The following is a 17,813-nucleotide window of genomic DNA, read 5'->3' on the forward strand; positions in this document are numbered from 1 at the left end:
CGCAACGTGTCTGCCGATAAGCTACGCGACTCTATACTTTCATCGAATGCGTTCGTAGACTTGGAGTCTCTAATCTCTGCGTGTTGGGCCTTGGGTATACCGGTAATATACCTCCGAGTGTTCCCTATGGAGGCCAAATCCATGCACGCGATGGTCGTCAGCGTTGACGACAGATTTGCGATTTTGCTCGGCCGCGACGCCCAGTATCCTGCCCCAGTCGCATTTACGCTCGCGCATGAGCTTGGCCACGTGATGCTTGATCATCTTAAGGGGGCGCCCGCTCTAGTCGACGTAGAAGACCCAGCATCGACTAGCAGCGACGATGACCAAGAGAAAGAGGCCGATCAATTCGCCCTTACCTTGCTGACGGGGGGAGCGGACCGCGAGATCAAGACTAACCTTAAAGAATTTAACGCGCCAACACTAGCAAATGCCGTTATGCGCGCAGCGGCTCAATACCGCATTGAACCTGGAACTATGGCGCTTTGCGTCGGATACCAAACCGGATTATGGGCCGTCGCGACCTCCGCTCTTAACTTCATATACTCGAGGTCAATACCAGCGTGGCCGGAGGTTAATGGCATAGCAAACTCTGAACTCGAATGGGGTGAGTTGAGCATTGATTCCCAATGTTATCTAAGAAAAATCATGGCAATTTCGGATGTCTGATTTGGTTCTCTTGGATAATGATGTGGCATTGAAAATATCTTGCTACTCATTGGTTGATGAGTTTTTCGCAACTACCAGATCGGGTGCGTCATCAACCTCAATGCTTGGGGTTGGAAAATATGTCATCCGCAACCGCGTTGATCGTACATCTAAGATCGTCGATCGGGATCGCGCGAGGCGGGCCGTAGAATACCTCCTGTCTTCGATTTCTCTAATAGAACCGAGTGACAATGAATTGGAGGCGGCGGCTGCACTGGAAGCGAAAGCAACCATGCAAGGGCTTGAGCTTGATAGCGGAGAAAGCCAGCTTTTGGCTATAATGGCGCATCGTGGGCACGAACTCCTTATCACTGGAGACAAGCGCGCCATCAAAGCAATGGCTATCGTTGCTATCGAAGCTTCTTCCAATCGCGTTGCCTGCCTGGAGCAGCTCTTTGGATGGATGATTGCCGCTTGCACGCTCGATCAGATACGAGGCGCAGTATGCAAAGAACCATCCGTAGATCAGGCAATTACGATTTGCTTTGGCTGTAGCCAATGCTCTTCTGTCGACTTCAACGTGGCCGAAGCGCTTTCCAGCTACATCCGGCACCTAGATGGAGAGGCCCCAGGAGTTCTGCGCCACAGCACTAAGTACCCAAAGATCAGCGATGCGACCGACACGACCGCACCGGGATGAATTTATCGCTCCCCACGAAGGAATACAGCATACGGATCTTTCAGTTTCGCCACCAGTCCGATCTCTATAATCTTGGGCTCACGATCATTGGGTAGCTCTGGAGCATCCGTTACCTCAAGGCAGGCTTTGTCAACGCGCCCCTTTATGTAAAGGCTACCTAATCGACCCGTACTAGGGCCGACAGGCACGCGAGTCTGATCCAAGGGTAGGTTCATGCTGTCTGCATGCAGGTCCTCAATTAGAAGTGCATACTTTGAACCACGGACTTCAATAGTATCCGGTATTTCTGACCAGCTCTGGCCATCTACGGAGTACTCCGCAGCAACGCCAGATCCAAAGTGATTGGACTGCATTTGCTCCATCACTAAGTGAATCGGCTGACCTCGCTCTGCAAAGCTTCGGGCGAACGGCTGCACCATAGATGCTGGGTGGCAGGTGTTCCCACCATATCCCCACATACCAAATCCAGTATTAGCAATCTCCGACCGCTTGCGCGCGATTATTTTGTCTAAATCTTCGCTAGCGTGAGTGCCGATCTTCATGAAGAGGAGCCCAGCACCGGGGCGGACGATGTCATTTGCGAGCATTTTCGAGGTACTCCAGGCTGTATTCATCCTCGTGCGCCACGCCGTAATCTAATCTTCTCTTAGCGCGGACATAACGAACGGTGGGGGGCTGATCTAGTCCGTAGAAATTTGCGAGCCGGTCGCCATCAACAATAGCTTGGCTATTGCCTGGAGACGGATTTCCCGGAAGCGCTGACACGTAGAGATTGCATGACTTTAGGTCCGGTGCATCATCGAGATGATACTCGTGAAGCTTTCTCTGCATCCTAGAGACGTAGAATCCATGCGATGACGCGAAGCTCTGCACTCCAGCCAGAACGTGTTTTGGCCACTCCAGCGCGTCGTCGTCGGCGATTACGATTACACCTTCACCCGCGTGCTTCGTGACTTCCATGCCGCGTTGGATAAATACATTGACGCTCCGGCCCGCGTTTGACGCCCCCCAAGGCGGGTTTGTGTAAAAGCAATCAAAGGGATTTGTTGGCTCTAGGGCGTCCAGCACGTTGTAGAGCTGAGCATCAAGGTTGGTGATGCCTTCGCGGTCAGCGAAATTCTTGACAGCCTCCACTGTGCGCTCATCGAAGTCGAAGACGGTGATGTGCGACGGCCCGAAGTTTAGGACCCCTCGCGCCTTCAAATAGGCCACGCAAACGCTAATCGCATCACCATCGCCGATGAAGGCCAGGCGTTTCCCGTCGGCCCAATCGGCGATCATCTCGCTTTGAAGTACCATGTCTCCGGTTTTCATGTGGATCTGATCGAACACCCTCAATGGGCGCGGTCGATTCTGGACTACATCCGATACCGCATTTATGGCCTGACGCAGATCAATCCGACGACGCTCAGAGGGTGGAACAGCCGTCCCAACGACTGGACGGCTCTTTTGGCGCTTCATAAGGCTCAAGCGCGATACCCAGCTGGCAAAGCTCATGACAAACGCCCCACGAGGCGCTTAACCAGCGCCTGCTGGTCTCGACCAGTATCGAAGAGGTAGACGGGACAAGGAGCAGTCACGCCGTAGATTGCAGCTATCGAAGCTTGCAACCCCGTGTGCATGCGCGCCTCCTCCTCGGTTACTGCTGGGCGTCCCCCATTGTCTGCGGCAATACGATTGCACGTCTCTTCGGGACTTACGAAAGTGACCCAAATTTCACTTGGATCAAGTGCGGACAGCTGTGACGCGGAAAAGGCAGTAATCCGGAATCCAAAATCTTCCTTCGTTACCGGGTGACTATCAATAAGGATCGGATGCGAGTCGCGGTTCGTGGATACGAACTCCAGCAATGCCCGATCCACCTCAACAATATCCTCAGGCGTCACAATGGCGCTGGAACGTGCCCGGAGGTCTTCGTGATCGGCTGCGCCGTACTTCGTCCTGCAATGCTGCGTGAGCCGCTTCCCGTATTCCCAAATCAGCAGGGAGGGCAGTTGCTCGTTTAGCAGGCGCGACGTTGAGCTTTTTCCAGACGCCGGAGCGCCTGTGAGATAGATAACTTTTGGCACGCTCCCCCCCTGTACTTTGGAGAAGTCTTACCAAACATCGTTACATGTCAAGGCGTTTTGCACGCTAAGCGCGAGCGCCCAGCCTGCGGCGCGTGGCACCACAAAGAAAATCTGGCTTAACAAGCATCACGCGGTTGGTACGCCATGCGGAAACTGGCCGCGCATCAGCCCGTTCGCCGATGTCAGCTTCTGTCGCATTTCAGCCTTTCCTGGCGGTGCTCAAGCCATTCAATCGATCGCGGCAGATCGTCTCCACCATGTTCTCGAGCACTTTCAGTCGCTCGAGCATCCAGGCAAGCTCCTCGGCAGCCACCCGATAATGCTCAGAGTACCGCGCCTTTACATAGGCCGCGCGCAGGAGCTCAAAGCACCGCTTCTGGAACTTCGTCTCCGTCGGCCATACCTCCGCCAACCGCGCATCGATTGGCTCGGCTGCATTTCGCAGCCGGACCAGATTGTGGGACTTCGGCGTGTACAGCGTCGCGACGAGCAAGACGGCGTTGTAGAAGTTCTCCGCAGCCTGATGGAGATGGAAGGCCGCTAGGCTGTTCCATTCGTTCTCAATGTCTAGGCGAGCGTGCGTGATGAAGCGGCTCGCTGACCCCATATACTCGGCGTAGTATTTCTCGGCCTCTTTCACCGCCGCATCGCTTGGAAGAGGTTGCGGATCAACAAATGGATGGTCCGGCGCCTCGAACAGCACCACGCCCTCGCGCACGATGTCCGCGAAGAAGTACCGGCCCTGCACCAGTTGGTCGTTCACGTCGTCGAGTGAATGAATGATCAGGTCCGCTGGGGTGCGAAGATTGGCGCCCGAGGCGAGGTCCCGCCGCAGACGCTTCTCGGCACCCTCCCAGAACTCCAGCACATCGGTCAGCTTCTCATCGCTGACGACGACAAGCAGATCGAAGTCGGAGAAGTAGCGGCCAACCGGATCTTCGACCCAGTCACCCCGCGCGTATGAGCCGTAGAGGATGACCTTGAGTATCTGGCCGTCCTTCACGCCCTCGGCGCGTCGGTTGGCGATGGCCTTGTGGAACTCGTCCTTGATGACGCCGAGCACGTGCTCCAGTTCGCGGCGCTTGCCGAGCGGCAGATGATCTAGACTCGTCTTCATCCGACGAGTCTTGCCGTTACCGCCGCGCTTCGCAAGGCGAAGCTCCTCGCGGCCGGCTCTGTGGTATTCGCGACGGATCACCATGGGGCTGGAGCATCGCCGCTGGGGGACTCCTTGTCACCCCTGAAGGCACGCCGTCCCCGGTGCGCCAGAACCGCCATAGCCTCGTCGCGCCGATCAGAATGCAGCATGGCGGCGACGACAAGCAGGCCGCCGAGGATGGCGTTGCGGTCGTCGCCGGTCAGTTCAATGAGGCCTGCCTTCTGCACCAGACCGCCCAGTTCAATCAGGTGGCGGGTCCGGGCGCGCCGCGCATCTTGACGTTCCTGGTGTTCGGCTCGCCGCTGCATGGCTTCAGTCCGGCGCATCAGGGCTGGAAGCTGAGCCAGCCTTAGGGTCGTGGCGCGAAGCGCCCGCCGAAGCGGCGCGCGTCCGTTCGCCACGAAAGAAGGCCTCGCCCCGCAGACGCCATTGGCTTCGGGTCTGGTCGTTCTTCTCGGCAGATGCGGCGCTCAGTGCGCCCATCAGGATGTCGGCGCCCAGGGCGTCGGCGCCGCTGGCGATGACGAGTTCGCCGAGTTGGCTGACCCGGCGCGCCTTCAGCGCCGCCGCGCGTTCCGCCAGCGCCACGAGTTCGGCGTCGATGTCCCTGGGCTTTCGCATGATGACGGCTCTCTCTTCCTTCGAAGAGCCGCCATCATGCTTCGGTCCTGCCTTGCGCGCGCCCCCGTAAGTCTGCGGTGGTGCGCGGGCGTAAGCGGCCTACTTGGTCGCCGGTTTGCGGCCGCGCTTGGCGGGCTTGCGACCGCCCTGGCCGAGGCCCATCGACTTGGCCAGTTCCGACCGCGCAGCCGCGTAGTTCGGCGCCACCATCGGATAGTCCTTCGGCAGGCCCCACTTGGCGCGGTAGTCCTCCGGGGTGAGGCCGTACTTGTTGAACAGGTGGCGCTTCATCGACTTGAAGGGCTTGCCGTCTTCCAGGCAGATGATGTGGTCCGGCGTGATGCTCTTGCGGATCGACACCGCAGGCGCCTGCGGCTCGGGTTCGGGCGCCGCAACCTGCGTCGTGCCGGCAAGCGCGCCATGCACGCCCGCGATCAGGCGCGGCAGGGCGTCGGCGGCGATGGCGTTGTTCGACACGAAGGCCGAAACGATATCGGCGGTCATGCCGATCAGGTCGGTCTCGGCGGTCAGCTCATCCATGCATTCAGGTCCTGATGGTGGGGGAAGTAATACGGCTCAGCCTTGCACGTCCCCTCATGCCTGGAAACCGGACGCGATGAAGGATCGCGGCTTTCCGCCTCCGTAGACTTGCGGGACGCCAGTCTCCGTCACGACGGACATGCTGTCCGGAGTGCGCGCTTATACGTCGTTCCGACGTGCGCTTTGCTTCGGAGCAGAGCCCCGGTGGCGATCTACCACTTCTCCGCCAAGGTCATCGCCCGGTCTGCGGGCCGCAGCGCCGTGGCGGCGGCCGCCTACCGGTCGGCGTCCCGGCTCTATGACGAGCGCACCGAGCGCTCCTGCGACTACACGCGCAAACCCGGCGTGCTGCATTCGGAGATCATGGCGCCGGCGCATGCGCCCGAGCGCTGGCAGGACCGGCAGGCGCTGTGGAACGAGGTCGAGTGGGGCGAGAAGCGCAAGGACGCCCAGCTGGCCCGGGAGGTCGAGTTCGCCCTGCCGCGTGAGATGCACCCGGACGACGCCATCGAACTGGCCCGGTCCTTCGTCCAGCGCGAGTTCGTAGACCGGGGCATGGCAGCCGACCTGAACGTCCATTGCGATGTGGGCGAGGACGGCCTGCCGCGTCCCCACGCTCACGTCATGCTGGCCATGCGCGAGGTCACCAAGGACGGCTTCGGCGCCAAGGTGCGGGACTGGAACAGCACCGCCCTGCTGGAGCACTGGCGCCAGGCGTGGGCCGAGCATGTGAACGAGCGGCTGGCCCAACTGGACATGGACATCCGCATCGATCATCGCAGCCTCGAAGACCAAGGCATCGCCCTTGAGCCACAGCCCAAGATCGGCCCGACCGCCGCGCGGTTGGAGGCGCGCGGCCGGGCCTCGGAACGGGTGGAGGATGACCGGGCGGTCGCCCGCCGCAACGGCGATCTGATCATCCGTGATCCGGCTCACGCCTTGGAGGCCCTGACCTACAATCAGGCGAGCTTCAGCCGTCATGACCTGGCCCGGTTCGTGTTCGCGCGAACGGACGGCAAGGATCAGTTCGACCGGGCCATGGGAGCCATCCTGTCGTCGCGCGCCCTGGTGCGACTGGGGGAGGACGAACGCGGCCGGGAGCGCTTCACCAGCGCGGAAATGGTGCGGGCGGAGCGCACCCTAATCCGCGCCGTCGATGGACTCGCGGGCAGCAGCCATCACCGGGTCAGCGAACGCGCCATCAGCGCGGCGGCGCGCGTCGTCCAACACAGCGAGCGGCCGCTCACCGAGGATCAGGTTCTGGCCTTGGGCCATGTGCTTCAACGCGACGGCCTGTCGGCCGTGGTCGGCTACGCCGGGACCGGCAAGAGCGCCATGCTGGGGGCGGCGCGTCTGGCGTGGGAGGCGCAAGGGTATAGGGTGCGGGGCGCGGCCCTGTCCGGCATCGCCGCCGAGAGTCTGGAGAAGGGCTCAGGGATCGCCTCGCGCACGCTGGCCAGCCTTGAGTACGCGTGGACGCGGAACCTGGACCGGTTGACGACCAACGACGTGCTGGTGATCGACGAGGCGGGCATGGCGGGGACGCGGCAGATGGCGCGCATCCTCAAGGAGGCCATGCTCTCTGGCGCCAAGGTGGTGCTCGCCGGGGATCCGGAGCAGTTGCAGGCCATCGAGGCGGGCGCACCGTTCCGAAGGGTGGTGGAGCGCCACGGCGCGGCCGAGATCACTCAGGTGCTCAGGCAGCGAACCGACTGGCAGCGGCAGGCGACCCGCGAGCTGGCCACGGGCCGGACGGCCGAGGCGCTGGCGCGGTACGAGCAGGCAGGCGCGGTCACGGGCCACGATACCCGCACCGATGCGCGCGAGGCGCTGGTGGCGGAATGGGCGCAGGATCGACAGCGCGACCCGGCCGCCTCGCGGATGATGATGGCCTACACCCGCGCCGATGTGGCCGAGCTCAACCGGCTGGCGCGGGCGGCGCTGCGGGCTGACCGAGCCTTGGCCGAGGATCAGGTGGTCGAGACCACGCGAGGGGCGGTCGCGTTCGCGGCCGGAGACCGGGTGATGTTCCTCAGGAACGAGCGGTCGCTGGGGGTGAAGAACGGAACCTTGGGCACGCTGATCCGCATCAGTGGCTCAGCGCTGGAGGTGAGGCTGGACGACGCCAGAACCTTGCGGTTCGACCGCAAGAACTATGCGGACCTGACACACGGCTACGCCGCCACCATCCACAAGGTCCAGGGCGCGACTTTCGACAAGGCCTATGTGCTGGCCAGTTCGCACATGGATCGCCACGCGGCCTATGTGGCGATGAGCCGTCATCGGGATGCGGTGAGTTTGCGGTACGGCCGCGAGGAGTTTGCGGGGCAGCAGGAGCTGGCACGCTCGCTTAAACAGAAGGCCTCGGAACGACGGTTGGACATGCCCTCGAGGGGGCGTAGTCGTTGACCAGCCGTCAACTCCCCGTAGACGCAAAGTTTACGTGAGCGCCGAAACGTCCTGGTACAGGCGACGCAGGTGTTCGTCTGACATATCCAGAATAGGCTCGTACATGAATGAGTTGAGGTGGATATTTTCCGGGGTCATCAACGCAACACGTTCAAGGATTTTTACCTCTGCCGCCTTATCGGGGTGGTCCTTCTTGAACCGCCCAAGCAACCGCCCCGTCTGACTTGAGACGATGGCATCAGTGAATGTCGAGTCGGCGATTGTAGCGATCATATAGCGCTCGGCGGCCAGGCGAACAGCGATCGCCATGACAATCTTGTTCTCGAAGTTCATCCCTTCGGGAGCGCCGAGACACTGCGCCGCCGCCTCATCGATGGACGTGAACACGGCCTTGTCAGAATGGGGGTGTGTACCTGTGGTGCCGAACAGACCGTTGTAGATCGCATCCAGTTCGCCTTCCGTGATTCTCTCCGAGCCCGGTTTGACATGCAACAGGCCGGTGAGTTTGAGGAACGTGGGGTCATCCACGCCTCGTGTGAATTCCACGAGATTTCGCATGAATGGAATCGACGCAACCCTCTTCTTCTCATCTTGGAAGAAGGCGATCTTCCAATCGTTTACGAATATGTTGCTGATCCCTTGCGCGGGATATATTTTAAGTCCGCCAGAAGTTTTGGAAGCCATAAAGCAGCAATTGTAGGATGCGATCTGGCGTGAGTTGATCGTGCGGAAAAAGTCGAAATTGTGCGTTAGGATTATCTGACGGAAAAGGTCGTCGTCTGCGATATCTCCAAGATATTGAACGATCGCGTATTTATTCTTGTAGTCAAAGGAGTCGGCCACGTCGTCAACGATCACAAGGGTTTTCACCCCCTGCTTACGCCGTACCTCCACCTCAAACAGGACGTTGAGCAAATAGAACGCCTTGCGCTCGCCCGTGCTGAGCCCCTCCATAAGCGCCTCGCGTTTCACGCTGACGGATTCGCCTCCCTCCTCGAACAGGAAGTCGAGGGCGAGGATAGGCTCTTTGGCGAGAGCTACTTGGATCAGATTTTTCGGCGCTAGCTTGAAGGGCACCGAAAACCGCTCATTGAAGATGTCGATGACCTCCTGCCACTGCGTCCGTTCCGACGCGGCCGCCTGTTCGATCTCCGTCCGCCTCTTCTCCGTGGCCTGGCGCTGATCGAGCAGCTTAAGATAGAGAGCCTCGTTTATCTTAATATACGACTTCCAGACTTCCTCCTTTAAGGCTGCGATATTGGACATATATGGAAGAAGATTCTCATTCTCGGACAGATATGCCTCGAATTTTCGAGCATCCGCATTCTTCTCTAGAAGCCCGGCAAGCTGTTGATATTTTTTACGCAGCGTTTCATCGCTCGTAATGGCGTCCTTTTCCTTCTGGACGATATCTTTCAACTCTTGTTCGTTGGCAATATGAACGTCCTCGCCGCCGCGCAGGGTGATCGTATGCGCCGCTTTGAAGAACCCGTTGTCGGCAAGGCTTTTCGCGATCTGACCGGCATTGAAATAGTTAAACGTGCCGCGTTTGAAATAGGCCGAGCCATCAATAAGCTCGTTGTACTTCTGAATGTATTCCGCGATCAGGTTTTTCGAATCCTGTTGAGTTAGGACCGCGATCCCCTTCTCGTCAAACAGCTTGTCGTACTCAATCGATCCGAAGGGCGCTTCGCTAAGCCCTGTTACCTCCTCTTTCACTCGCGCGAGCGCATCGTAAAAGCGGTCAGCGGATGGCGTGAACGCACTTGAAATCTCGATTTCCAAATTCCGCTTCGAACCAGACGTCGCCTTCAAGGCGTTCAGGAAATCGGCTTTTGTTGCCTCCAGTTCAGAGTGCAATGTCTCGTATTCGGCCCGCAGATTCGCATTGACCAAGAGCGCGGAAGTCTTCGCCGAATGCTGCAGGCTTTCATCATAGGGGCGCACGACCAGAATATGGGCTGGGTCAATGGCCGCGCCACTTTCATCAGTCACGGAATAAGTTGAGACCCGCTCAGGAAAGAACCGGTCGATGGGCGGCTTGCCGTCGGCTAGCGCCTGAAAGGTGTTCGCGAGCGATGACTTCATCGCGCCGTTCGGTGCGTACACAGCCGCGACCTTGCATTTGGAAAAGTTGAACTCGACATCCAGCTTCCGGATGCCGAAGCAATTCTCCAGGTTGATTTTCAACTTATCCATCCGGTCCCCTAAGGCGTTATCCGCACGCTTCAAGCTACGATTCACGAAACGGCCGCGTTCCGAATAACCCGCCGCGATGATAGGGTACAGGCTATCGACCAAGGGCATCAGTAGATTTGGGACCGAAGAAAGAGGAGGCTTCACCGCGCCCTTCTGGTCCTCCCCGTAGTTGTCCAGCAGATCGTCGGCCCCAGCGCCGGGGTGACGCCGCTGGACAGGGTGTAACGACCTTCCAAATCGATCACCGCGTGCACGCCGTGTGCATGTCGCCGCTCCCGTCGACCGGGCACGCCCGCTGCCTGACCCTAATCGGCATCTCCTTTGAACTGCGCAGCGTCACACAGCGCCCGCGATGACACTGCACAGTTGCTATACAGAGGCCGACAGGTCGAAATTTCTCTCTCGTTTTGCTAGGTTAGCTACCGCCCTTCTCCCACAAGGGGAGAAGGGTCAGCGTTGGGGCAGTTCCTGCAATTGCCGCAACGCCTCATGCAGGCCTATTCCGGCGCTGACCGACAGGTTCAGCGACCGGGTTTCCGGGCGGATCGGAATATAGATTCGCGCATCCGCCGCCGCATGGACGTAGTCGGGCGAGCCCGCGCTCTCCTTGCCGAACAACAGAACGTCATCAGGCTGGAAAACGAAATCGGTCAGGGGTTCGGCCGCCCGCGTGGTGAACAGCACCAGCCGCCCCGGCGCCCGGTCGCGCTGGAAATCGTCCCAGCTGGAATGGCGTGTCATATGGGACAGAGGCCCGTAATCGAGGGCCGCCCGCTTCATCGCGCGATCGTCGAAATTGAAGCTCGTAGGCTCGATGACGTGCAATTCCACGCCGAAACAGGCGCTCAAGCGTATGCAGGCGCCGACATTATGGGGGATGTCAGGTTGAAAAAGGGCGAGACGCATTCTAAGGCCGTCATACGCGCGGGGCGGGGCCTTGTCGCGGCTTTTGTTGCGACTGTTTCGCAAATCGCTTCAGCGACTTGTCAGGAACAGTTGAAACCGGGGCCGGACGGGCAGGGGTTTGCCATCGCATGATAGGGTTCCATTCGGTTGACGTCCCATCTCGGGGCGGGCGACCGGCGATGCAGAGGTGAAACGCGTGGCCGAATCGGTCGTGAATGCTGACGGGCCTGACGGCCAACACGGGGGTGGCGAGGCCACTCGCCGCGACTTCATCCACATTGCTGCGGGCGCGGCTGCGGCCGGCGCTGGCGTGATGGTGGCCTGGCCGCTCATCAACCAGATGAACCCGGCGGCTGACACCCTGGCTCTGGCGTCGATCGAATTCGATCTGACCAAGGTCCAGGAAGGCCAGCAGGTCGTCATCAAATGGCAGGGCAAGCCGGTGTTCGTGCGTTACCGCACCGAGGCCGAGCTGAAGAAGGTCATCGACGAGGGCGCCGTCGGCAGCCCCGCCCAGACCGACGCCGAGCGCACCAAGGCCGGTCACGAGAAATATCTCGTCGTCATCGGTTCGTGCACCCACCTGGGCTGCGTGCCGACCTTCAACGCCGGTGAATACGGCGGCTGGTTCTGCCCGTGCCACGGTTCGCACTACGACGCCTCGGGGCGTATTCGTAAGGGACCGGCGCCGTTGAACCTGATCGTGCCGAACTATGAATACATGTCCGACACCCGCGTGAAGATCGGCTGAGGACGGACAGAGGAACCATGAGCGATCACGAATCCACTTACGTCCCGAAGACCGCCGTTGAGCGGTGGATGGACACCCGCCTGCCGATCATCCGTTTCGGCATGGACTATGCGAACCTGCCGACCCCGAAGAACCTGAACTACTGGTGGACCTTCGGCGGCATCCTGGCGATCTGCCTGATGACCCAGATCATCACCGGCATCGTCCTGGCCATGCACTACACCCCGCACGTCGACATGGCCTTCGCCTCGGTCGAGCGCATCATGCGCGACGTGAACGGCGGCTGGCTGATCCGTTATGTGCACGCCAACGGCGCGTCGATGTTCTTCATCGCCGTCTATCTGCACATGCTGCGGGGCCTGTATTACGGCTCCTACAAGGCGCCGCGCGAGATGATCTGGATCGTCGGCTGCGTGATCTTCTTCCTGATGATCGCCACCGCCTTCCTGGGCTACGTCCTGCCGTGGGGCCAGATGTCCTTCTGGGGCGCTGAGGTCATCACCAACCTGATCGGCGCCATTCCGGTCGTCGGCGAGCCGATCCTGATCTGGCTGCGTGGCGGCCCGGCGATCGACAACGCGACGCTGAACCGCTTCTTCTCGCTGCACTACCTGCTGCCGTTCGTCATCGCCGGCTGCGTGGTGCTGCACCTGTGGGCGCTGCACGCTGCTGGTCAGGGCAACCCGGTCGGCATCCTGATCCCGAAGGACCGCGCCAAGAAGGACATGCTGCCCTTCCACCCGTATTTCACGGTTAAGGACGGCTTCGCGATCATCCTGTTCCTGATCCTGTTCGCGGTCTTCGTCTTCTATCAGCCGAACGCCCTGGGCCACGCCGACAACTACATCCCGGCCAACCCGCTGCAGACCCCGGCGCACATCGTGCCTGAGTGGTACATGCTGCCCTTCTACGCGATCCTGCGCGCTGTCCCCGACAAGTTCGGCGGCGTCGTGGCCATGTTCGCGGCGATCGGCGTCCTGTTCGTCCTGCCGTGGCTGGATACGTCCAAGGTGCGCTCCATGCGCTACCGCCCGACGATGAAGACCTTCTTCATCATCTTCCTGTTCGTCTGCTTCGGTCTGGGCTGGTGCGGCGCGCAGCTGCCGGACGCGCCGGTCATCGGCAGCTTCAAGACCTTCACCCTGATCGACGGCGACCTGAACTCCTACCTGTGGCTGACGCGCTTCCTGACGACGTACTATTTCGTCTTCTTCGTGGTGCTGATGCCGGTTGTCGGCCTGCGTGAGAAGCCGCTGCCGATCCCGGCGACGATCTCGGAGCCTGTGCTCCCGTCGACCGCAGCCGAGAAGGCCTGAGCGCGATGATGAGCAACGAGAAAAAGACCGTGTCCTTCCGCAAGATCCTTGTCTCAGTGACGGCCGCTGTCGGCCTGGTCGCCATCGCCGCTCCGGCGATGGCCGCCGGGGGCGCCAAGCATCCGCGCGACGGCGGCTTCAGCTTCAACGGGCCGTTCGGAACGTTTGACCAGGGCCAGCTGCAACGCGGCTACAAGGTCTATCGCGAGGTCTGCGCATCGTGCCACGGCATGGACATGATGCATTTCCGCAACCTGGGCGATAAGCACGGGCCGTTCTGGAATCCGAAATATTCGAACCCGAACGACAACCCAGTCGTGAAGGCGCTGGCCAAGGAAATCCAGGTCGCGGATATCGACTCGGAAACGGGTGAGGCCCTGATGCGCGACGCCACCACGGCAGACCGCTTCCCCAACCCCTATCCGAACCCGACGGCGGCTGCTGCCGCCAACGGCGGCGCGATGCCGCCGGACCTGTCGGTCATGGCCAAGGCCCGTCACGACGGCGCCAACTACATCTACTCGCTGCTGTCGGGCTATTCGGCCCCGCCGGCCGGCCTGAAGATGACCGAGACCCAGCACTACAACCCCTATATGGCCGGGGACATGACGCCGTTCTGGACCGGCAAGGGCGACGTGCCCAAGGGCGGCTTCATCGCCATGCCGCCGCCGCTGAGCGCCGGTCAGGTCACCTATGACGACGGCACCGAGGCGACCGTGGACCAGATGGCCAAGGACGTCGCCGCCTTCATCGCCTGGACCTCCGAGCCGAAGATGGTCGAGCGCAAGCAGATGGGCTTCGGCGTGCTGATCTTCCTGCTGGCCTTCGCGGGCGTGACCTACGCCAGCTACCGCCGCATCTGGAAGGGCGTCGCCCACTAACGCGATCCCTGATCGGAAACAAGAAAGCCCGCCGGAGCGATCCGGCGGGCTTTTTCGTGTCTGCTGCTCAGCCGTGCGACGAGGGCGATGGGGCCGCCTCGCCGTGCCGCCCGGAGCGCCTGAATAGCGCTCCGGGCGGCGTCTTCAACGGCGGGCGTCGGCGCTGCGATCGCGGACCTGTCCGAACTCCGAGGTCGGCTTCCAGGTCGGCCATTCGTCGCCGTTGGCCAGTTCCAGACCCAGGCGATACATCAGGGTCAGGTTCTCGACCGCCGAGCGCAGGTCCCAGTCGGGTGACCATTCATCGCTGACCTTGTGATAGTCGGCGGCGAACTTGGCCTTCCATGCGGCCAGACCGACCTCGCGGCCGCCGTCGACCCAGTCCACGCCGTGCCAGGCCATCAGCGCCGGAACACCCGCGCGGGCGAAGGGGAAGTGGTCCGAGCGGTAATAGAAGTTCTGCTCAGGTTGGCCGTCGTCGGAGACATAGCGGCCTTCCTGTTCGGCCAGCGCCTGAAGGTTGTCTTCAAGGCTGTTCTGGCCCTTGCCGAAGATCGGCACGTCGCGGGTCGGGCCGCTGAGGGGCAGCATGTCGATATTGATGTCGGCCACCGTCGTCTCCAGCGGATAGACCGGATCGGCGACATAGGCGTAGGCGCCCAGCAGGCCCATTTCCTCGGCCGCCATATGGGCGAAGACGATAGTGCGCTTCGGCGTCGGCGCGTCCTTCAACTGGCGGGCCATTTCGACCACGCCGATGGTGCCTGACGCATTGTCCCAGGCGCCGTTGAAGATCTTGTCGTCGCCGGGCGCGTCTTCGTTGACGCCCACATGATCCCAGTGGGCGGAGTAGATGATGACCTCATTCGGCCGCTCGGTCCCGGTGATCCGCGCCAGCAGGTTGTGGGTGCGCAGGATTTCGACCGTCTCCTCGGCCGAGGCGGTGATCTTCACATCCATCGGGAAGGCGCGGAAGTCGCCGGTCTGGAGGCGCGGCGTGATGGTCGCCAGATCCACGCCCATGGCGGCGGCGGCATCACGATTGATCGCGCCGCTCAGGTCCAGTTCGGCCGAGCCGGGCGTCAGGGTGCGGGTGCGTTCGGCGCCCATCAGTTCGCGCCGCCAGGCGGCCTCGCCCGCGCCGCCGTCGGTGACGGTCAGAACGGCCAGGGCGCCGCGCCGCTTGGCCTCGTCGGCCTTATAGGCGGCGGACTGATAGTTGGTGGCGTAGCTGCCGTTGAACAGTTCTCCATCAGGCTCGCCCGCGACAACCAGCACCACGGCGCCTGCGACATTCAGATCGCCATAGTCGTCCCAGCCGCGCTCGGGCGCATGGATGCCGTAACCGGCGAAGACGACGGGCGCGTCGGTCAACCGTCCCTGCGCCGCGCTGTTCATGGCGCGCAGGGTGAAGTCGGCGCCGGGCGTCAGGGCCGTGGCCTTGCCGTTCGCGCCGGTCCAGCTGAGGGCGGGCGGCGCCTTGGGCGTCAGACGCTTCAGGTCGATGGCCTGCAGCCACTGGCCGTTGGGGCCGCCGGGCTGCAGCCCCATGGCTTCATACTGGGCCTGCAGCCAGTCCAGCGTCTTCTTCTCACCTTCCGTGCCCGGATAGCGGCCCTGGAAGTCGTCGGCGCTGATGATGCGGATGTCGTCGGACAGGCGCTGGATCGAGAAGTCCTGCGCCGTGGCGGCGCCGGCGACGAGAAGCAGTGCGGCGGCCGCGACGCCGCGGATGAAGCGATGATGCATGGCGTTTCCTTTCGGCCTTCCCCACGAGGCCTTTTGCATAGTGTTAGGGCGGCCCCTCGCGAGGCCGCCCCTTACTTTTTTGTCATGTTTGCGGTGATCGACCAGGATCAGCGGCGCTGAGCGGCGCTCTTGGCGCGTTCCGGACCGAATTCCGATCCGGCCTTCCACTCAGGCCAGGTGCGGCTGTTGGCCAGGTCCTGACCGACGCTGAACATGACGTCGAGGTCCTGAATCATGCCGCGATAGTCCCAGTCCGGCTCCCACTCGTCCGCCGCCTGGTGATAGCGGTTGGCGCGGTAGTCGGCGGCGCGCGCCTGACGCGGTTCGATCGGGGCGTCGACGAACTCGCCCGTCGAGGACAGGAAGGCCATCGGCACGCCCTTCTTGGCCAGCGGGAAGTGGTCCGAGCGGAAGTAGATGCCCGCTGCGGCCCCGGCGTCGCCGACGAAGCCGCGCCCTTGCGCCGCCGCCGCCGCGATCACCGGCTCGTCCAGTTCCGAGTGGCCGTAGCCGGTCACGCCCAGCTTGTTCATGCGGCCGAAGACGGCGGCCGAGTCGAGGTTGAAGCCGCCGACGGTCTTCTCAAGCGGATACAGCGGGTTGGCGGCGTAGAATTCCGAACCCAGCAGGCCGCTTTCCTCGCCGGTGAAGCTGATCATCACGATGGTGCGCTCAGGACGCGGACCGGCGGCCCAGTGACGCGACAGCTCCAGCAGGGCTGCGGTGCCCGAGGCGTTGTCGATGGCGCCGTTGAAGATGCGGTCGCCGGTGGCGTCCGGCTCGCCCATGCCGATGTGGTCCCAGTGAGCAGTGTACAGGATCGTCTCGTCCGGGTGGGTCGAACCTTCCAGCTTGGCCACGACGTTGTGGGTGACGATGCGTTCGGACTTCACGTCCATGTGGGCGTCGATGGCGGCGCCCTTCAGCTCGACCGGCTGGAAGTCGCGGCTGCGCGCCTTGATCTTCTCCTGCTCGAAGTCGAGGCCCGCGCGGCGGAACAGGTCCACGGCCAGATCGCGCTGGATCCAGCCTTCCATGGCGACGCGCTCGGCCGACGGATCGGCGCGGACGATGTCGAACTGCGGCACGCCCCAGGAGTTGGCGACCGTGGTCCAGCCATAGGAGGCGGGCTTGGTTTCGTGGACGATCAGCACGCCCGCGGCGCCCTGACGCGCGGCTTCCTCGAACTTGTAGGTCCAGCGGCCGTAGTAGGTCATGGCCTCGCCGCCGAAGGTGTTCAGCGACGGGTCTTCAAAGTCGGCGTCATTGACCAGGACGACGATCACCTTGCCGCGCACGTCGGTCTTGAAGTCGTTCCAATCACGCTCGGGTGCGCTGATGCCGTAGCCGACGAAGACAAGCGGCTTGTCCTTCAGGTCGACGCCGTTGCTGGGCAGGCGGGTCGTGATGGTGACTTCCTGACCCTGCGTCAGCGACTGGCTCCAGTCGCCCAGCTTCAGCTGGCCCGAGACGTTGGAGACGGTGAAGCGGTTCAGGCCCACGGCCTGGGTCCAGCCGCCGTTCTCGCCGCCGGGGGCGAAGCCTGCGGCCGCATATTCACGGCTCAGATAGTCGATGACCTTCTGCTCGGCCGGGGTGGCGATGCCGCGCCCTTCGAAGCTGTCGTCCGACAGGATGCGGATGTGTTCGGAAATGCGGGCGGCGTCAAAGGCGGGCGTCGTTTGCGCCTGAACGGCGACTGCGCCGCCCAGGGCGACAGCGAACGCCAGAACGGCGACGGAAGATGAAAGACGCATGCAGGCTCAACCCCTCGGTAAGTATAACTGCGGGGGACCGTAAAGAGCCTGATCGAGGGTGTCGACAGCCAAGCGCCCTGTCAGGGGCGCCTGGCTGGGACAGGTCGT

17 protein-coding genes are annotated in these 17,813 nt (G+C 61.9%); 6 read left to right on the top strand and 11 right to left on the bottom strand.

The genetic code is table 11. The features are described 5' to 3' along the window. Positions 1-6 precede the first annotated feature (6 nt). Positions 7-669 (top strand): ImmA/IrrE family metallo-endopeptidase, encoded by a 663-nt coding sequence (locus tag ACORJG_RS04010; protein WP_427792960.1) that lies wholly within the window; start codon positions 7-9, stop codon positions 667-669. Next, positions 662-1,348, top strand: coding sequence for a hypothetical protein (locus ACORJG_RS04015; protein WP_427791820.1), 687 nt, complete (start codon positions 662-664; stop codon positions 1,346-1,348). The genes ACORJG_RS04010 and ACORJG_RS04015 overlap by 8 nt, the downstream gene beginning before the upstream one ends. A 2-nt stretch (positions 1,349-1,350) precedes the next feature. Here the strand turns inward: ACORJG_RS04015 and ACORJG_RS04020 are convergent, their stop codons facing one another. From ACORJG_RS04020 to ACORJG_RS04050, 7 genes are all read right to left on the bottom strand, one after another. Continuing rightward, the gene (locus ACORJG_RS04020; RefSeq protein ID WP_427791821.1) at positions 1,351-1,935 is read right to left on the bottom strand and encodes a hypothetical protein; all 585 of its coding nucleotides are present in this window, start codon (positions 1,933-1,935) and stop codon (positions 1,351-1,353) included. Then, a complete protein-coding gene (locus tag ACORJG_RS04025; protein WP_427791823.1) occupies positions 1,922-2,845 on the bottom strand; it encodes a bis-aminopropyl spermidine synthase family protein in 924 nt (307 codons plus the stop codon). The genes ACORJG_RS04020 and ACORJG_RS04025 overlap by 14 nt, the downstream gene beginning before the upstream one ends. After that, on the bottom strand, positions 2,842-3,417 hold the full coding sequence (locus ACORJG_RS04030; RefSeq protein WP_346522180.1) for an ATP-binding protein: 576 nt from the start codon (positions 3,415-3,417) through the stop codon (positions 2,842-2,844). Before ACORJG_RS04030 ends, ACORJG_RS04025 begins: the two co-directional genes overlap by 4 nt. A 199-nt stretch (positions 3,418-3,616) precedes the next feature. Continuing rightward, positions 3,617-4,618, bottom strand: coding sequence for a HEPN domain-containing protein (locus ACORJG_RS04035; protein WP_427791825.1), 1,002 nt, complete (start codon positions 4,616-4,618; stop codon positions 3,617-3,619). After that, positions 4,612-4,902 carry a conjugal transfer protein TraD gene (locus tag ACORJG_RS04040; protein ID WP_427791826.1) on the bottom strand — a complete coding sequence of 97 codons (291 nt, stop codon included), beginning with the start codon at positions 4,900-4,902 and terminating at the stop codon, positions 4,612-4,614. The genes ACORJG_RS04035 and ACORJG_RS04040 overlap by 7 nt, the downstream gene beginning before the upstream one ends. Next, positions 4,889-5,197, bottom strand: a complete 309-nt coding sequence (locus tag ACORJG_RS04045; protein ID WP_427791828.1) for a conjugal transfer protein TraD — start codon at positions 5,195-5,197, stop codon at positions 4,889-4,891. Before ACORJG_RS04045 ends, ACORJG_RS04040 begins: the two co-directional genes overlap by 14 nt. A 99-nt stretch (positions 5,198-5,296) precedes the next feature. Next, entirely contained in the window at positions 5,297-5,737 is a 441-nt protein-coding gene (locus ACORJG_RS04050; RefSeq protein ID WP_427791830.1) for a MucR family transcriptional regulator, read from the bottom strand. 204 nt (positions 5,738-5,941) lie between these two features. On the opposite strand from ACORJG_RS04050, the gene traA reads away from it, so the two are divergent. Further along, positions 5,942-8,146 (top strand): Ti-type conjugative transfer relaxase TraA, encoded by a 2,205-nt coding sequence (gene traA, locus ACORJG_RS04055; RefSeq protein WP_427791832.1) that lies wholly within the window; start codon positions 5,942-5,944, stop codon positions 8,144-8,146. Between the two features lie 30 nt (positions 8,147-8,176). Here the strand turns inward: traA and ACORJG_RS04060 are convergent, their stop codons facing one another. Next, on the bottom strand, positions 8,177-10,453 hold the full coding sequence (locus ACORJG_RS04060; RefSeq protein WP_427791834.1) for a hypothetical protein: 2,277 nt from the start codon (positions 10,451-10,453) through the stop codon (positions 8,177-8,179). Positions 10,454-10,795: 342 nt separating this feature from the next. Continuing rightward, on the bottom strand, positions 10,796-11,251 hold the full coding sequence (locus tag ACORJG_RS04065; RefSeq protein WP_427791836.1) for a tRNA (cytidine(34)-2'-O)-methyltransferase: 456 nt from the start codon (positions 11,249-11,251) through the stop codon (positions 10,796-10,798). A gap of 196 nt (positions 11,252-11,447) precedes the next feature. Here ACORJG_RS04065 and petA point away from each other — a divergent pair, with 196 nt between their 5' ends. Genes petA through ACORJG_RS04080 form a run of 3 tightly spaced genes read left to right on the top strand, consistent with a single transcriptional unit; the run spans position 11,448 to position 14,199 of the window. Then, complete coding sequence (gene petA, locus ACORJG_RS04070) at positions 11,448-12,002, top strand: ubiquinol-cytochrome c reductase iron-sulfur subunit (protein WP_427791838.1); 555 nt, start codon at positions 11,448-11,450, stop codon at positions 12,000-12,002. Between the two features lie 17 nt (positions 12,003-12,019). Next, complete coding sequence (locus tag ACORJG_RS04075) at positions 12,020-13,318, top strand: cytochrome b (RefSeq protein WP_427791839.1); 1,299 nt, start codon at positions 12,020-12,022, stop codon at positions 13,316-13,318. Positions 13,319-13,323: 5 nt separating this feature from the next. Beyond that, positions 13,324-14,199: a cytochrome c1 gene (locus tag ACORJG_RS04080; RefSeq protein ID WP_427791841.1), complete on the top strand. Its 876-nt coding sequence runs from the start codon at positions 13,324-13,326 to the stop codon at positions 14,197-14,199. A gap of 144 nt (positions 14,200-14,343) precedes the next feature. Here the strand turns inward: ACORJG_RS04080 and ACORJG_RS04085 are convergent, their stop codons facing one another. Both ACORJG_RS04085 and ACORJG_RS04090 read right to left on the bottom strand, forming a co-directional pair. Further along, complete coding sequence (locus ACORJG_RS04085; protein WP_427791843.1) at positions 14,344-15,948, bottom strand: M28 family peptidase; 1,605 nt, start codon at positions 15,946-15,948, stop codon at positions 14,344-14,346. A gap of 107 nt (positions 15,949-16,055) precedes the next feature. After that, on the bottom strand, positions 16,056-17,705 hold the full coding sequence (locus ACORJG_RS04090) for a M28 family metallopeptidase (RefSeq protein WP_427791845.1): 1,650 nt from the start codon (positions 17,703-17,705) through the stop codon (positions 16,056-16,058). Between the last annotated feature and the right edge of the window lie 108 nt (positions 17,706-17,813).

The sequence above is a fragment of the Brevundimonas diminuta genome (assembly GCF_050310045.1).
GTDB classification, from domain to species: domain Bacteria; phylum Pseudomonadota; class Alphaproteobacteria; order Caulobacterales; family Caulobacteraceae; genus Brevundimonas; species Brevundimonas diminuta_F.

Coding starts and splice junctions, on each gene's coding strand:
- ACORJG_RS04050 (WP_427791830.1), bottom strand. CDS start 5,737: ATGGATGAGCTGACCGCCGAGACCGACCTGATCGGCATGACCGCCGAT.
- ACORJG_RS04080 (WP_427791841.1), top strand. CDS start 13,324: ATGATGAGCAACGAGAAAAAGACCGTGTCCTTCCGCAAGATCCTTGTC.
- ACORJG_RS04075 (WP_427791839.1), top strand. CDS start 12,020: ATGAGCGATCACGAATCCACTTACGTCCCGAAGACCGCCGTTGAGCGG.
- ACORJG_RS04020 (WP_427791821.1), bottom strand. CDS start 1,935: ATGCTCGCAAATGACATCGTCCGCCCCGGTGCTGGGCTCCTCTTCATG.
- ACORJG_RS04015 (WP_427791820.1), top strand. CDS start 662: ATGTCTGATTTGGTTCTCTTGGATAATGATGTGGCATTGAAAATATCT.
- ACORJG_RS04085 (WP_427791843.1), bottom strand. CDS start 15,948: ATGCATCATCGCTTCATCCGCGGCGTCGCGGCCGCCGCACTGCTTCTC.
- ACORJG_RS04060 (WP_427791834.1), bottom strand. CDS start 10,453: ATGCCCTTGGTCGATAGCCTGTACCCTATCATCGCGGCGGGTTATTCG.
- ACORJG_RS04040 (WP_427791826.1), bottom strand. CDS start 4,902: ATGCGCCGGACTGAAGCCATGCAGCGGCGAGCCGAACACCAGGAACGT.
- ACORJG_RS04025 (WP_427791823.1), bottom strand. CDS start 2,845: ATGAGCTTTGCCAGCTGGGTATCGCGCTTGAGCCTTATGAAGCGCCAA.
- ACORJG_RS04045 (WP_427791828.1), bottom strand. CDS start 5,197: ATGCGAAAGCCCAGGGACATCGACGCCGAACTCGTGGCGCTGGCGGAA.
- ACORJG_RS04035 (WP_427791825.1), bottom strand. CDS start 4,618: ATGGTGATCCGTCGCGAATACCACAGAGCCGGCCGCGAGGAGCTTCGC.
- ACORJG_RS04090 (WP_427791845.1), bottom strand. CDS start 17,705: ATGCGTCTTTCATCTTCCGTCGCCGTTCTGGCGTTCGCTGTCGCCCTG.
- ACORJG_RS04065 (WP_427791836.1), bottom strand. CDS start 11,251: ATGCGTCTCGCCCTTTTTCAACCTGACATCCCCCATAATGTCGGCGCC.